This is a genomic window from Dyella halodurans (genome assembly GCF_026283925.1).
GTDB classification, from domain to species: Bacteria; Pseudomonadota; Gammaproteobacteria; order Xanthomonadales; family Rhodanobacteraceae; genus Dyella; species Dyella halodurans.
In genome coordinates this window covers 151,780-167,378 of sequence record NZ_JAPDPF010000005.1, presented here as the reverse complement: position 1 = coordinate 167,378, position 15,599 = coordinate 151,780, and the positions used below count along the sequence as shown (strand labels likewise).

Annotated in this window: 12 protein-coding genes; 4 read left to right on the top strand and 8 right to left on the bottom strand. The window is 65.7% G+C overall.

Going from position 1 to position 15,599, the window contains the following annotated elements; all coding sequences use genetic code 11:
- Nucleotides 1-5: 5 nt before the first annotated feature.
- Nucleotides 6-1,445 carry an FAD-dependent oxidoreductase gene (locus OUZ49_RS11660; RefSeq protein WP_266150582.1) on the bottom strand — a complete coding sequence of 480 codons (1,440 nt, stop codon included), beginning with the start codon at nt 1,443-1,445 and terminating at the stop codon, nt 6-8.
- The gene (gene gltB, locus OUZ49_RS11655; protein ID WP_266150802.1) at nt 1,442-5,887 is read right to left on the bottom strand and encodes a glutamate synthase large subunit; all 4,446 of its coding nucleotides are present in this window, start codon (nt 5,885-5,887) and stop codon (nt 1,442-1,444) included. The genes OUZ49_RS11660 and gltB overlap by 4 nt, the downstream gene beginning before the upstream one ends.
- 446 nt (nt 5,888-6,333) lie before the next feature.
- On the opposite strand from gltB, the gene OUZ49_RS11650 reads away from it, so the two are divergent.
- Both OUZ49_RS11650 and OUZ49_RS11645 read left to right on the top strand, forming a co-directional pair.
- Nucleotides 6,334-7,533 (top strand): murein hydrolase activator EnvC family protein, encoded by a 1,200-nt coding sequence (locus OUZ49_RS11650; protein ID WP_266150581.1) that lies wholly within the window; start codon nt 6,334-6,336, stop codon nt 7,531-7,533.
- A gap of 134 nt (nt 7,534-7,667) precedes the next feature.
- Nucleotides 7,668-9,026: a S41 family peptidase gene (locus tag OUZ49_RS11645; protein WP_266150580.1), complete on the top strand. Its 1,359-nt coding sequence runs from the start codon at nt 7,668-7,670 to the stop codon at nt 9,024-9,026.
- Nucleotides 9,027-9,072: 46 nt separating this feature from the next.
- Here OUZ49_RS11645 and OUZ49_RS11640 read toward each other — a convergent pair whose 3' ends face one another.
- The 5 genes from OUZ49_RS11640 to OUZ49_RS11620 form a co-directional block, all read right to left on the bottom strand.
- Nucleotides 9,073-9,555, bottom strand: coding sequence for a cupin domain-containing protein (locus OUZ49_RS11640; RefSeq protein ID WP_266150579.1), 483 nt, complete (start codon nt 9,553-9,555; stop codon nt 9,073-9,075).
- Complete coding sequence (tatC, locus tag OUZ49_RS11635) at nt 9,552-10,316, bottom strand: twin-arginine translocase subunit TatC (RefSeq protein WP_266150578.1); 765 nt, start codon at nt 10,314-10,316, stop codon at nt 9,552-9,554. The genes OUZ49_RS11640 and tatC overlap by 4 nt, the downstream gene beginning before the upstream one ends.
- Complete coding sequence (tatB, locus tag OUZ49_RS11630; RefSeq protein WP_266150577.1) at nt 10,303-10,674, bottom strand: Sec-independent protein translocase protein TatB; 372 nt, start codon at nt 10,672-10,674, stop codon at nt 10,303-10,305. Before tatB ends, tatC begins: the two co-directional genes overlap by 14 nt.
- A 16-nt stretch (nt 10,675-10,690) precedes the next feature.
- The gene (tatA, locus tag OUZ49_RS11625) at nt 10,691-10,924 is read right to left on the bottom strand and encodes a twin-arginine translocase TatA/TatE family subunit (protein WP_266150576.1); all 234 of its coding nucleotides are present in this window, start codon (nt 10,922-10,924) and stop codon (nt 10,691-10,693) included.
- 66 nt (nt 10,925-10,990) lie between these two features.
- Nucleotides 10,991-11,680: a lipid-binding SYLF domain-containing protein gene (locus OUZ49_RS11620; protein WP_266150575.1), complete on the bottom strand. Its 690-nt coding sequence runs from the start codon at nt 11,678-11,680 to the stop codon at nt 10,991-10,993.
- A gap of 106 nt (nt 11,681-11,786) precedes the next feature.
- On the opposite strand from OUZ49_RS11620, the gene hemH reads away from it, so the two are divergent.
- Both hemH and OUZ49_RS11610 read left to right on the top strand, forming a co-directional pair.
- Entirely contained in the window at nt 11,787-12,884 is a 1,098-nt protein-coding gene (hemH, locus tag OUZ49_RS11615) for a ferrochelatase (protein ID WP_266150801.1), read from the top strand.
- Nucleotides 12,885-12,890: 6 nt separating this feature from the next.
- A complete protein-coding gene (locus tag OUZ49_RS11610; RefSeq protein WP_266150574.1) occupies nt 12,891-13,769 on the top strand; it encodes an alpha/beta fold hydrolase in 879 nt (292 codons plus the stop codon).
- A 5-nt stretch (nt 13,770-13,774) separates the two neighbouring features.
- Here the strand turns inward: OUZ49_RS11610 and OUZ49_RS11605 are convergent, their stop codons facing one another.
- Nucleotides 13,775-15,484 (bottom strand): dipeptidyl-peptidase 3 family protein, encoded by a 1,710-nt coding sequence (locus OUZ49_RS11605; protein ID WP_266150573.1) that lies wholly within the window; start codon nt 15,482-15,484, stop codon nt 13,775-13,777.
- Between the last annotated feature and the right edge of the window lie 115 nt (nt 15,485-15,599).

The window sequence follows — 15,599 nt, the reverse complement described above, 5'->3', positions numbered from 1 at the left end:
TGGCCTCAGGCATGCGCGAGCGCGGGTGCGTCGACTTGCTGCAGCAACTGCACGATCGACCCAGCCGCCTCGCGACCGTCGTAGACCGCGCGCACTACCAGGTCGGCACCGCGCACGTTGTCGCCACCGGCAAAGATGCGCGGGTGGCTGGTCTGGTGCGGCAGGTTGCCGTTGGCGCCGGTGACGACGCGTCCCGTGCGGTCCAGCGACACGCCATGCGTGCGCAGCCAATCAGGCGGACTGGGCAGGAAGCCGAACGACTGGATCACCACGTCGGCGTCGATGATGTATTCCGTGCCCGCCACGTTCTGCGGACGCATGCGGCCAGAGCCGTCATCGACCAAGGCCGTCTCGATCACCCGCACGCCACGCACATTGCCGCGCGCGCCACCGAGTATCTCCAGCGGCTGGCGCTGGAACAGGAAGGTGACGCCTTCCTCGCGGCTGTAGTTCACCTCGCGTGCGGAGCCAGGCATGTTCGCTTCGTCGCGGCGATACACGCAGGTGACGCTCGCCGCGCCCAGGCGGATCGCCGTGCGATTGCAGTCCATGCCGGTGTCGCCACCGCCGAGCACGACCACGTGCTTGCCGCGGAAGTCGAACGCCGGCGGCGGTGATTCGTCGCGCAGCAGTCGCTCGGTATTGGCAATCAGAAATGGCAGCGCGTCGTGCACGCCACGCAATTCGCGGCCGGGCAACTGGGCGTCGACATAAGTATAGGCACCCGTGCCCACGAACACGGCATCGTATTCGTCCAGCAACTGGCCGAATTCGATGTCACGCCCCACTTCGCGACCGAGCAGGAAGTTCACGCCCATGCCTTCGAGCAGCTCGCGGCGCGTGCGCACTACAGCCTTGTCCAGCTTGAACGGCGGAATGCCAAAGGTAAGCAGGCCACCGATTTCCTGCTGGCTGTCGTAGACATCGGCGGCGATGCCGGCACGGCGCAGGCGATCCGCACAGGCCAGTCCGGCCGGACCCGCACCCACGATGGCCACCCGCTTGCCGGTCTCGCGCACGGCGGAAAGATCAGGGCGCCATCCCTGGCGTAACGCTTCGTCCGTCACCCAGCGCTCGATGCTGCCAATGGTCACTGCACCAAACGACGTCTGCTCGAGCGTACACGCACCCTCGCACAGGCGATCCTGCGGACACACGCGCCCGCAGATTTCCGGCAGCGGATTGGTCTCGTGCATCAGCGTGGCCGCCTCCATCAGGCGACCTTCCTCCACCAGCTTGAGCCAGTTCGGAATGTAGTTGTGCACCGGGCAGGCATGCTCGCAATACGGATTGCCGCAGTCGATGCAACGCTCCGCCTGGGTACCGGCCTGCGACGCGCCGAAATCGCCGGAGATCTCGCCGTAGCCCAGCACGCGGATGGATACCGGTACCGTACGCGGCGTCTGCCTTGGCACGTTGAGGAACTGGAAGTCCTTGTCGCTCATGCTGCGCTCCTCAGCTCTTCGGCCAACGCCGACAGACTCGCGGCCTTGGGCTTCACCAGCCAGAACTTGTACTGCAGGCCGCGGAAGTCATGCAGGATGTGGCGTCCCCACTCACTGCCAGTGAGCTCGACGTGACGCGCCACCAGGCCGCGAAGATGCTGCATGTAATGCTCCATGCCCTCGGGAGAGATGCGCAGGATGTCCACCAGCTCGTGGTTGTAGCAGTCGACGAAGGTGCGTTCGAGATCGAGCACATAGGCGAAACCGCCCGTCATGCCCGCGCCGAAGTTGAGGCCGACCTTGCCGAGCACGGCGACGACACCGCCGGTCATGTATTCGCAGCAGTGGTCGCCGGCGCCTTCCACCACGGCCAACGCACCGGAGTTACGCACGGCGAAACGTTCGCCCGCGCGACCTGCAGCGAACAACTCACCATCGGTGGCGCCATAGAGGCAGGTATTGCCGATGATCGACGCGTCCTGACTGGCAAACGGCGAGTCCGCCGGCGGACGAACCACGATGCGGCCGCCGGCCATGCCCTTGCCGACACCGTCGTTTGCTTCGCCGGTGAGGTCGATCTGCACGCCACCGGCGTTCCAGGCGCCAAGGCTCTGGCCCGCCGCGCCATTGAGCTTGAGGACAAGGGGATGCGCGTCCATGCCGTGGTCGCCGTGACGGCGGGCCACTTCGCCGGACAGGCGTGCACCGATGGCACGGTCGGTGTTCGCAATATCGAAGGTGAATACGCCGCCGCTGCGCTGGATGATCGCCTCGCGCGTGGCGGCGTCGATGCGCTCCGCCAACTCGGCCTCGTCGCGCATCGGATTGCGCGGCAAGGTACAGGCGAAATCGACGCTGGAGCCCAGGGAACCGGTGCCGATCAGCGGCATCAGATCCAGCTTGTGCTGGACCGGCGTGGTGCCATCGACCTGCTCCAGCAGATCGGCCCGACCGATGAGCTCGTCCAGGCTACGCACGCCCAGCCGCGCCAGATGCGCGCGCACGTCCTCGGCGACGAAACGGAAATAGTTGATGACCATTTCCGGCAAGCCGATGAAGTGCTCCTTGCGCAGCACGGGATGCTGGGTGGCCACGCCGGTGGCGCAATTGTTCAAATGGCAGATGCGCAGGTATTTGCAGCCCAGCGCCACCATCGGACCGGTGCCGAAGCCGAAGCTTTCCGCACCGAGCAAGGCCGCCTTGATCACGTCGAGGCCGGTCTTCAGGCCACCGTCGGTCTGCAGGCGCACGCGACCACGGAGGTCGTTGCGGCGCAGCGTCTGCTGCGTCTCTGCCAGACCGAGCTCCCACGGCGTGCCGGCGTACTTGATGGAAGTGAGCGGACTCGCGCCGGTACCACCATCGTGGCCGCTCACCGTGATGAGATCGGCACCTGCCTTCACCACGCCGGCCGCCACCGTGCCGACGCCGGCATGACTGACCAGCTTCACCGAGACCAGGGCCGCAGGATTGACCTCCTTGAGGTCGTGGATCAGCTCGGCCAGGTCTTCGATCGAATAGATGTCGTGGTGCGGCGGCGGCGAGATCAGGCCGATACCCGGCTTGGCATAGCGCAAGCGCGCGATCGTAGCATCCACCTTGTGGCCTGGAAGCTGACCGCCTTCGCCGGGCTTGGCGCCCTGGGCGATCTTGATCTGCAGCACCTCGGCATTGACCAGGTACGCCGGCGTGACGCCAAAGCGACCCGAGGCGACCTGCTTGATCTTCGAGGTCTTCTCGGTGCCGTAGCGCGCGGGGTCTTCACCACCTTCGCCGGAATTGCTGCGCGCACCGAGGCGATTCATTGCGATCGCCAGCGCTTCATGCGCTTCCGGCGACAGCGCGCCCAGCGACATGCCCGCCGAATCGAAGCGGCGCAGGATGCTTTCCACCGACTCGACTTCGTCCAGTGGCACCGATGCGCCGACGGGGCGAGGCGTGAGCAGGTCGCGCAGCGCGGACGGTGGGCGATGATCAACGTAATCCGCGTAGACGCGGTAATCCGCACCGCTACCGGTACGCACCGCGGTCTGCAGGCTGGCGATCACGTCCGGGTTGTACATGTGGTATTCGCCGCCGTAGACGAACTTGTACAGCCCGCCCGCACGCAGCGGCAACGCCTCGTTCCACGCTTCGGCGGCCAACAGGCGCTGATCGTGTTCCAGCTCGGCAAAGCCGGCGCCACCGATGCGCGATGGCGTGCCCGGGAAGCACAACGCGACCACCTCCGGCGCCAGCCCGACGATTTCAAACAACTGCGCACCGCGATAGCCGGCGACGGTGGAGATACCCATCTTCGACAGGATCTTCAGCAGGCCCTTGCGGATGCCGCGCCGATAGCTGCGGCCCACTTCGAAGCGGTCGCTGGCGATATGCCCCTCACGACCAAGCTCGAACAGGCTCTGGTAGGCCAGCCAGGGATAGATCGCCGTAGCGCCGAAGCCGATCAGGCAGGCGAACTGGTGCGCGTCGCGCGGCGTGGCCGTCTCCACCACGATGTTGCACTGACAGCGCAGCGAGCGATCGATCAGGTGCGCATGCACCGCGCCCACCGCCAGCAGCGAGTGGATCGGCAACTGGTCCTTGTTCGGATAGCGGTCGCTGAGGAAGACCAGCGCACAACCAGCTCGGACGGCCTTTTCCACGTCGGCGCAAAGCCGGTGCAGTGCCGCTTCGAGCCCTTCTTCCGGCGCGTACATCAAATCGAAGCGCGGCGTGCCGGTGAACTGCGGCAAGGCCAGCAATTGGCGCAACTTGCGCTGCGACAGCACCGGCGAATTGATCAGCACCTGCTTCGCGTTCTCGGGGGTGAGATCGAACACATTGCTCTCGGGCCCGATCTGCGTCACCAGCGACATCACCAGCTTTTCGCGCAGTGGATCGATCGGCGGATTGGTGACCTGGGCAAAGGCCTGCCGGAAGCGATCAAACAGCGGCCGCACCTGGCGCGACATCGCCGCGATCGGCGTGTCGTCGCCCATCGAGCCGGTGGCTTCCTGCTCCAGCTCCACCATCGCCTTGAGCACGGTTTCGCGTTCTTCGCGCGACAGCCCATAGAGCTTCTGGTAGCGGCGCAGTTTGTCCGCCGGCAGCGGCTCGGCGGCCAGCGACGGATCGATCAGGTCCGATTCCAGATAGCTCACGCCGGCGCGCAGCCAATCGCGATAAGGCGCGCGCTTGCGATTGATATCGTCGATGTCGGCGTCACGCAGCAGGCGATGCTGTACCAGATCGACGGCGATCATTTCGCCCGGCGCCAGGCGACCCTTGGCCACGACCTGCGAGGACGGCACGTCCCACAGGCCCGCTTCGGAGGCGACGATCAGGTGATTGTCGGCCGACAATGCCCAACGCGCCGGGCGCAGGCCATTGCGGTCCAGGGTGCACGCGGCGTAGTGGCCATCGCACATCACCAGGCCGGCCGGGCCGTCCCATGGCTCGCTGTGCAGCGCGTAGTACTCGTAGAACGCCGCCAGGTCTTCGTCGATGCCCTCGCGCGCAGCGAACGCCGGCGGGACCAGCACGCGCATGGCGGCGAGCAGGTCCAGGCCGCCGGCAAGCAGCACTTCGAGTGCGTTGTCGAGCGTCTCCGAATCGGAGCCGGTCTGGCGTACCAGCGGACCGATATCCGACAGATCCACCAGCGGCGAATGCAGGATGGATTCGCGCGCCTGCATCCAGCGCCGATTGGCGCGTATCGTGTTGATCTCGCCGTTGTGGGCCAGCAGGCGGAAGGGCTGGGCCAGGCGCCACTGCGGCGTCGTATTGGTGGAGAAGCGCTGGTGGAACACCACCGCATCGGCCGCCAGGGCCGGATGCGCGAGGTCCGCGAAGACGTCGCGCAGGCGACCCGGCGCAGCCATCGCCTTGTAGCCCACGACCTGGGCGGACAGGGTCACCACGTAGAAATGTTCGTCCGCGCTCAGCGTGCTCTCGGCGCGGCGACGCGCGCGGAACAGGGCACGCTCGAATACGGCGTCATCCATGCCGGCAGCGGGTTCGACGAAGACCTGGCGTACCTGCGGCATCGCCGCGGCCGCCAGCGGACCACAGGCCTCGGCGTTCACCGCCACGTCGCGCCAGCCTGCCAGCCGCAGGCCTTCCTCGCGCAGACGCTCTTCCAGTGTCGCGGCGGCCGCCTCGCCGCCCGCGGGATCAAGAAACACCACACCCGCCGCAAAGCGTTCGCCGAGCGCTATGCCCGCTTCGGCTGCCAGCGCCTTCAGCCAATCCAGCGGACGATGGAAGAGCACGCCGCAGCCGTCGCCACTGACGCCGTCGGCGTTGACGCCGCCGCGATGGGAAAGTTTGGCCAGCGCCGTAAAGGCGGTGTCCACTACCCAGGCGCTGGCGCGCCCGTCGATTTGTGCGACCAGACCAAAACCACAGCTGTCGTGCTCAAACGCAGCGTCGTAAAGCGTCGCTGGACCTGCCTGCGCCATCTTGCCTCCCCGGCCGATGGAAAGAGACACGTAGTCTCAACGGTGCCGACGGCTCCGCTGCCACGTGTACTAGTGTGGACTCGACTAAAGCACAAATGTTGCGTCGCGTCAAAGCAATCTATACGTCCAAATGAAAGTTTCATTCGCAAGTGTTTTTCTTGTTGTGGAAGGTTCGGACTACAAGCGGCCTGGCTACGTCTTCCCGTTCATTCCAGGCCAAGCGCTGTAGGAGCGCACCTTGTGCGCGACCCTCCGGCAGGACTGCCGGATGGCACAGCGCCAGCTGCCCGAAGGGCGAGGGCCAGGGATGGCCCGAGTGAAAAGCCTACGTAGCGATGACGTCGTGATCGCGCACAGGGTGCGCTCCTACAGCGGGATGACGATGGGTCGGCCGGGGCTGACCGCAGGGCTCGCGTGCCGTCACCGAGCTCAGTGATAATCGCCCGATGCCAAAGCCCGCTGATCGTGCCCGTCCCTTCGCCCGCGCCATCACCGGCGCCCTCCTGCTCTCCTTCATCGCGATGCCGTCCTGGGCCGCCCAGGACGTCAAGACCAAGGCCGAGCAGGCCGAGGCCGAGAAGAAGCTGTCGGACGTGCGCAGCAAGATGGAGGCACTGGCCAAGGAACAGGCCGAAACCGCCGCCAAGCGCGACAGCGCCAGTGCCGAACTGGCCAAGCAGGCCAATGCCGTGGCTGGCGCCGCCAAAGCCGTGCGCGAGACGGACGCCCAGCTGGCGACCAAACAGCACGACCTGGAGCAGTTGCAGCAACAGCGGGCCGAGCTGAACAGGAGTCTCGAAGGCCAGCGCGCCGCCATTGCCGACCTGCTCCGCGCCACTTACGCCCTGGGGCGGGGATCCGACCTGCGCTTGTTGATGGGCGACGATGATGTGGCACGCATCGCCCAGGCCCTGGCCTATTCCAAATACTTCCAGGAAGACCGCGTCCAGCGCGTGCAAAAGCTGATGGGCGACCTGGCCAGGCTGCAGGACCTGGAGACCGAGATCACCGCCCAGCAGCAGGCGCTGCAGGCCAGTCGCGCCGAACGCGAGACACAGGCCAAGGCGCTGGAGCAGCAGCGCGCAGTCCAGGCCAAACTGGTGGCCGACACCGATGCCCAATACAAGGACCAGGCCCAGCGCCTGGCCGCCTTGAAACAGAACGAGGCCTCGCTCAACCAGCTGCTCGAAAAACTGCAAAAGGCCATCGACGAAGCCGCCAGGGAGGCCGAGCGCGCCGCTCGCGCCAACGCCACGGCGCCGGTGCCGCCCCCCGGCAAGGGGCTGGCCAACATCCGTGGCAACCTGCCCTGGCCTGCCAATGGCGTGGTGAACACCTATGGCAATGGCGTCCTGATCAAGGCCGCCGGAGGCAGCGAAGTGCACGCGGTGGCCAGCGGCCGCGTGGTCTATGCCGCATTCCTGCGCGGCTACGGGATGCTGCTCATCGTCAGCCACGGCAGTGGCTGGATGAGCATGTATGGCAATAACGAAACCCTGCTGCGTGGCGTGGGCGACCAGGTGGAGGCCGGCCAGGTCATCGGCACGGCGACCGCACCGATCGGCGTCAATACCGGGGTGTATTTCGAGCTGCGCCAGAACAACAAGCCGGTGGACCCGCGCAGCTGGCTCGGCCGCCAGCGTTGACGCCAGCTACGCAGCGTCGCAGGCTAACCTGCGTGCCGTGAGATTGAATTTCGGCGCGGTCTGGCGGTCCAAGCGCGTTGCGCTGATGGATCATCGGCAACGCCCCCCCTTGGTTTTCCCGGAGTCCCCCACCCATGCGGTTTTCCACCTTGAGCCTCGCCGTCCTGCTGCTGGCGACGCCGCTGGCGCAGGCCCAGACCGCGCCCGCGCAAGTCAAGGGCGCCAAGCCATCGGCTGCCCCGGCGGCCGCGGCATCCGTACCTGATCGCGTGGATCTGGACGATATCCGCAACTTCAGCCGCGTCTACGAAATCGTACGACAGGCCTATGTGGAGCCGGTGGACAACAAGACCCTGATGAAGGCCGCCATCAGCGGCATGCTCACCGGCCTGGACCCGCATAGCGAGTACCTGGACAAGGAGGGCCTGAACGAGCTCAACGAGGACACCACCGGCCAGTACGGCGGCCTCGGCATCGAAGTCCTGCAGGTGGACGGCACGCTGCGCATCATTGCCCCGATCGACGACACCCCCGCGGCGCGCGCCGGAATCAAGCCGGGCGACACCATCGTCAAGATCGATGGCAAGCCGGTGGAAACCGAGAACATCGACGAGATGTTCAAGCAGCTGCGCGGCGACCCGGGCAGCAAGGTCACCCTGACCATCCTGCACGAGAAGAGCGACAAGCCGATCGACATGCCGCTGGTGCGCGAACGCATCTCGATCACCAGCGTGAAGGTGCGCGAACTGGAGCGCGGCTACGCCTATGTGCGCATCAGCCAGTTCCAGGACGACACCACGCCCGACCTCGAGAAGAAGCTGGGCGAGTTCATCAAGAAGCATGGCCAGCCCAAGGGCGTGATTCTCGACCTGCGCTCGAACCCGGGCGGCCTGCTCACGGCGGCGGTTGGGGTCAGCGACGACTTCCTCAATAGCGGCACCATCGTCACCACCCGGGGCCGGCTGCAGGACTCCAACCTCAGCTTCGAGGCGCACCCGGGCGACATCCTCAATGGCGCACCGATGGTGGTGCTGGTCGACAACGGCACGGCCTCGGCGGCCGAGATCGTCTCCGGCGCCCTCAAGGACAACCGCCGCGCCCTGATCGTGGGCCGGCGCACGTTTGGCAAGGGCGTGGTGCAAACCGTGTTGCCGCTGGACAACGAGCATGCGGTGAAGATCACCACCGCGCGCTACTACACGCCCAGCGGGACCTCGATCCAGGCCGAAGGCATCAAGCCTGATATCGCCCTGGCGGACCTGGCGGTCAACAAGGCCGATAGCTCGCCTGTGCTGGTCAGTTCCGAGGCCGACCTGCCCAACCATCTTGCCAACGAAGACAGCAAGCTCGGGCGGGACATCGACAACGACGGCAGCGCCGAAAACGCCAAGCTGGCTACGCAGGACTACGCCTTGTCGCAGGCGCTCAACGTACTGAAGGGGCTGGCGCTCAATCGCGTCGCGCCTGCGGCGACGACTGTCAGCACGCACTGAGACGCAAGCCTAGATCCTCTCTCCCACCGGGGAGAGGAAGTCGGGCTCACTGCGTATCGATCTCGGGCGCCAGGCCGGCCAGGTGGCCGGCCAGTGGATCGTGCTGGTCCAGCAGTTCGAAGCCGTCGTACTCGAAAGCGGGCGCCACCAGGCATGTCACCAGGGCATGGCTGCCGAGAGGCCGTGCGGCCTGCCAGGCACCGGCCGGCACCACGGCCATCGGCCGCACGCCCGGAGCCAGCGGCCCCAGGCAGCAGCGCTCCAGGCTCTTGTTGTCCGGGTCGAAGATCAGCAGCTCCAGCGGTTCGCCTTCGACGAAATGCCAGGCTTCTTCGGCATCGACGCGATGCCAGCTGCTGTACTCACCCGCCTCGAGCAGGTAGTGGATCGCGCTCAGGGCGGAACGGCCATCCGGATTGTCCGCCGCCGATGGCTGCGGGTACACCCGGCGATAGTGTCCGCCTTCCACATGGGGCTGCAGCTGCAACGTGGCCTTCAGCTCTTCGATGCGGGCCGCGACGTCGCTCATGCCCGCTCCGTCTGGCCCGGCTTCAGCAGCCAGCGTACCGCCAGCACGCCCAGTTCGTAGAGCAGGCACATCGGAATGGCCAGCATGATCATCGAGGTGATGTCCGGCGGCGTGATGAAGGCGGAAATCGCAAACGCGCCAACAATGGCATAACGCCGCCCGCTGCGCAGCTGCTCGAGATTGACCACGCCGATCGCCGCCAGCACCACCACGATCACCGGTACCTGGAAGCACAGGCCGAAGGCAAAGAACATCAGCATGACGAAATCGAGGTAATGCGAGATGTCCGTCATCATCTCCACGCCCTCCGGCGTCACCGCCGTGAGGAAGCGGAAGGCCGCCGGCAGCACCAGGAAATAGGCGAACGCGCAGCCCAGGTAGAACAGCAGCAGCGCCGCCGCCAGCAGCGGTCGGGCCAGACGCTTCTCGTTGCGATACAGGCCGGGGCTGACGAAGGCCCACAGCTGGTAGAGGATCATCGGCATGCCGATGAACAGCGCGGTGTAGAACGCCAGCTTCAGCGGCGTCACGAAGCCACCGGCCACTTCCGTGGCAATTAGATGCGCCCCTTGCGGCAACCGCTTGACCAGGGGCTGCGCCAGCTCGGAATACAGCCGATTGGCGAATGGAATCAGCGCCACCAGTACCACCACGACCGTGATCAGCGCACGCATCAGGCGTGTGCGCAGCTCGATCAGATGGGAGAACAGGCCTTGCTCCAGACCATCGGCTTCGGGACTTTCTTGCTCAGACGCCGCCATGCGAGGCTTCCTTGGGTGGCGCAGGCTCGAGCACCGGCGTGACCGTGTTGCCCGGCGCCTCGCTGGTGGCCGGTGCGGGCGAAACGGCCGCATTGCCGACCGGCTGCATCTTGCGCAGGGTAGCGTCCAGCTCGGCCTGGGCAGCCGCGGCCCGGTCCGCCGCCTCACGCGCCTGGCGGCGAATCTCCTCGACCTGCAATTCGCGCTCGACCTCGGCGCGCACGCTGTCCCAGCCCGTGCGCACACGGCGCAGCAAAGCGCCGGCGGTGCGGGCGGCGCCGGGAAGTTTCTCCGGGCCCAGCACGATCAGCGCAATGACTGCGAGCAGGATCAGCTTGCCGAAGCTGATTTCAATCATGGCTCACTAACCCGGATTACTTCGGCTCGGTGGTGTCGTGCTGAGCCTGGGTCTGGCTGGGGCTGACCGGCGGATCAGCGCGCAGGCGCTCGTCCGGCTGCGCCGGGGCCGGCTTGGCGTCGTCACCGTCCAGGCCCTTCTTGAAGTCGCGTACGGCGCCGCCAAGGTCGCCACCGATATTGCGAAGTTTCTTGGTACCGAAGATCAGCACGACAACGACGAGAAGAATGAGTAGATGGGTAATGCTCATGAATCTGGCCTCAAGGACGTAAAAGCGGCGGAACCAGCCGTCACGCTGCCGCGCCGCCGCTCCACATCAACGCTGAGTGTACTCCTCCAGACGGTCCCTGAAATCGACCACCGGCCCGGCCACGTTGCCGACGCCGCCTTCGAAGATGCGGCGTGGCGTCACACCGGAGCCATAGATCGCCTCGTTGGCGTCGTAATCGATGCGCAGGGCGGAACCGTCCAGGGCGACGCCGGCGAACAGCCCACGGGAGCGCGAGTAGGAGTAGATCTCCGCCTTGAACTGGCTGTCGGTCGATGCCGTGGCGGTGCGTCCCACCGGCCCGGCCGCCGCCGCGGCGTCGGCGCCAAGGGTAAATTTGCCGTTGACGATGCTGTCCACGCCACGCTGGGTGCGGAACACCAGGATCACGTCGGTGGACGACACACCGGCCTGGAAGCCGAAACTACCGCCGGTCATGGTGATGAAGCTGGGGTTGGACCAGGTGCCATCGGGGCTCTTCACCGAGATCAGGCCCTCGCCACGACGGCCACCGAAGACGAAACCCACCTTGAGCAGGTCGGGAATCACGGCAATGGCCTTGGCGTCCTTGAGCAGGTCCTGGGGGATCGACTTGTCCGGCGCTTCCATGATCTCTTTGAGCACGCGCACCGAATTCTGGGCGCGCACGAGCGGCGGATCCTCCGCGTGTGCTGCCATGACGGGCAGCAACAGGATCAGACTGGCAAGCAAAAGACGACGGAGCGGGGTTTTGATCATGGATGACTCCCAAGCTGATTTCAGGCACGGCCCGCGGCAACTCTTCATGCGGAACCGCAAACGGCTTGTGGCAGACTCTGCGGCGATTCTCACCGCCAGCGCCACGATGCCACATAGCCTCGACTATACCGGCCCCGCCGGCGATTCCGATGACCCGCCCGTTCAGGCGGGAGTGCTGTTGGTGAACCTGGGCACACCGGAGGCACCCACCGCGAAGGCGGTACGTCCTTACCTGGCCGAATTTCTCAGCGACTCTCGCGTGATCGATTACCCGCGCTGGCTCTGGTGGCTGGTCCTGCACGGCGTGATCCTGCGCGTGCGGCCGTCCCGCTCGGCCCACGCGTATCAACGCATCTGGACACCCCAGGGTTCGCCGCTGCGCGTCGGCAGCGAGGCGCTGACCGCGCGCCTGCGCGAAGAGCTGCAGCGACTGCGCCCGGCGGGCCCGATACGCGTGGCCCTGGCGATGCGCTATGGCGAGCCCTCGGTGCAGCATCAGATCGAACAACTGCAGCGCGAAGGCGTACGTCGCCTGCTGGTGCTGCCGCTCTATCCGCAGTATTCGGCAACGTCCACCGGTTCGGTGCTCGATGCCGTGGCCGATGCGCTCAAGTCGCTACGCTGGCCGCCGGAGCTGCGCATCGTCAACGATTACCACGATGACGCGGCGCATATAGAAGCGCTCGCCCTCAGCATCGAGCGCTGGTGGGCGGTGCACGGTCGCGGCGACAAACTGCTGCTGTCGTTCCACGGCATTCCGGAGCGTTACGTACGCCTGGGCGACCCTTACCAGGACCAGTGCCAGGCCACGGCGCGCGCCCTGCGCGAGCGCTTGCGGCTGGACGAGACGCAGCTCCTGGTGAGCTTCCAGTCGCGCGTGGGCCGCGAGCGCTGGCTGCAGCCGTACACCGATGCCACTGTGCGCGAGCTGGCCGGCGCCGGCATCAAGACGCTGGACGTTGCCTGCCCGGGCTTTGCGGTGGACTGCCTGGAAACCCTGGAAGAGATCGCGATGCAGAACCACGAGTTCTTCCGCGCGGCTGGCGGCAGCGAGTTACGCTATATCCCGGCACTCAACGATACGCCCGCCCAGGTCGAAAGCCTGGCCAAGCTGGTGCTGCGCCATACGCAAGGCTGGGACGAATTCGCCATCGAGTCTCCGGCGGGCAACCGGCCCCGGCAAGAGCCCTTCACCCTCAGGTAAAGCCCCATGAATGCAGCGCTCGAAAAGGATATCGTCCTGCCGCATTTCCGCTTGCGCGCCCAGGTCTGGGGCGAGGCCGATGCACCTGCCCTGCTCGCCTTGCATGGCTGGCTGGACAACGCCGGCAGCTTCGCCCGGCTGGCACCCTTGCTGGCCGACCGCTGGCAGGTCATCGCGCTCGACCTGCCCGGCCATGGCCATTCGGATCATTTGCCGCCGGGCATGCACTATCACTTCCTCGATTATGTTCATGCCGTCCTGGCGGCGGTCGATGCGCTGGCGCTGACGCGCTATCAACTCCTGGGCCATTCACTGGGTGCCGGCATCGCGGCACTGGTCGCCGCGGCCATACCAGACAACGTCGAGCGCTTGCTGTTGATCGAAGGCATCGGACCGGTGGGTGACAACGGGCGGCAAACCCTGCATCGATTCCGTAGTGGGTTCTCGGTTGCTCCCGCTCAGGCTCGAGCGCTACGACTGTTCCCCTCCATCGACCTGGCCATCAGCGCCCGCACCGTCGCCAGCGGCCTGCCGCCGGAACAGGCGCGCCCCATCGTGGAACGCGGCCTGCTCGAGGTCGAGGGCGGCTGGCAATGGCGCAGCGACCCCCGACTCAACCGGACCACACCGATACGCCTGGCTGAGGGGCAGATTCATGCCCTGCTGCGCGGCATCGAAGCACCCACGGCGCTGTTGCTGGCGACGCCGGAAACCCCCTATCTGCCGGAAGCGCAGATACAGGCGCGCGCGGATTGCGTCGATCAGATCGCCGTCAGCCATATGGACGGCGGCCACCATTTGCATCTTGAGCATCCCGAAGCAGTCGCCGCATGGGCCCGTGCCCATCTCGATGACAGCTTCGAAGCGCCCGTGCCCGCTGGGTAGTAGCGTTATTGGGGTTTGGGGAGGCCCAGCACGTCCAGGCCCTGCTCGAAGGTGATGTCCACCGGAATCTTTGCCTGGTCCAGGCGCTTCAGATCAGCGGCCAGTTGTGCGTCGACCTTGCCCATTGTCTCGGTGAGCTGCCTGGCTGCCTCGTAATCGCCGTCGCCCTGGATGGTGAGCAGCTTGGCTGACAACGCGTTCATGGCCGCGGTCATCTTGTCGAAGTCGACGCGGTAACGGCCGGTGGCATCGTCGCGCGAGAAAGCGCCCTGCTGCTTGAAGAAGTTGAAACGCACCATGTTCGCCTTGGCGTGTGCGTCGCTGGCACCGAAGCGCACCGAGCGCAGGATGCCGGCGAGGAAGGTGACGTAGTTGTCCATCAGCTTCGACTTGTCCAACTCGCCCTTTTCGGCCAGCTTGGTGACCATGTACAGGCCGAGGATATCGGCCTTGCCTTCCTCGAAGCTCGAGGCCTGGTCCTTCAACGCACTGCGCACCAGGCCCTTGCCGGTCAGGGTCTCCTTGATGCCAAGGCCATGCGCCACTTCATGGAACATGGTGTTCTCGAAGAAGGCATCGAAGGTGAGATGCGACTGCTGGTCGTCCGCAATCAGCTCCCTGGCGATCGGCAGCATGATCTTGTCGAACTTCGCCTGCATCACGTTTTCCAGCTGCAGGCGGCGCGTGCCCTTCTTCAGCTGCACTTCTTCGTCGTTGGGCAGGTTGATGGCGATGGTCTTGGCGCCGACATTGGCGTCGCCCGCGTAATAGACGGCGAAATAGGCATTCAGATCGGCATCCGAGCCTGGCTTCTCGGCCTTGTACTTGTCATCCACCGGCAGCTCGCGCTGCAGCTCCGGGAGATACTTGGCGAAGCGCGCCAGCTTCGCACTCCACGCCTGGTCCTTTACCAGCACATAGCTTTCGTAGCTGGCCTTGTAGCCGTAGAGCTGGTCTTCATAGGTTTCGATCGGGCCGATCACGATATCGACAGGATTGTTCTTCATCGACATCCAGGCGAAATCGCTGGGGCGGTAGTCGTCACTGAGCAAGGCGTCCGCACGCTGCTTCAGATAGCTGGCGAATTCCTTGTCGTCGGAAAGCGCTGCGGCCTGGCGCAGCAACCCGGCGGCGCGCTCGAGCTCCGCCTTGTAGGCGTCGCGATAAGGCACCACCACCAGCCTGCCCTGGGCATCACGACGCAGCACGTTGTAAAGCCCGGTCTTGTCCTTGAGATCGGCCTGCTCGAACTCTTCCTTGGTCATGTCGGCCGGATAGAACTGAGCGCCGGGCGGGCGCGCGCCGACACCGGCCACAAACGGCTGGTCGTTGTCGAGGCGGTCCCACGGGCCGTAGTTGATCTCGGCGAAGCGACGCGTGGCATCGTCCGGAATGCGCTGCATCAGCGCGGCCTTGTCGCCCCAGGACTGCTGCCAGTAGATGTCGTTGGTGACATCGGCCGCCTCGATCAGCAGCGCAATCATCTGCTTCTGCCGGTCATCGAATGCGGAGAGATCGGCGGTGAGCTTGACCGGCGCATACGCGGCCATGCGCTGTTGCGCGTTCTCGGCGTCGGTCGACGGTGGCGGAGGCGTCGCCGGTGCAGTGGAAGCCGGTGCAGGCGCGGCGGATTGCGCCGCCGGCGCTTTGTCATGGGACGAGTTGCAGCCGGCCAGGGCGGCAACGAGGCTCAGGGCAAGGAGATGGCGGCGCATGGGCTTTCTCGGTGTAGGGAAAGCGTCATGGTAGCGCGTGTGCTGGCTCCCTCTCCCCTGCGGGGAGAGGGTTGGGGTGAGGAAGACAATCTTGCGGTTCGCTTTCCTAGCGCGG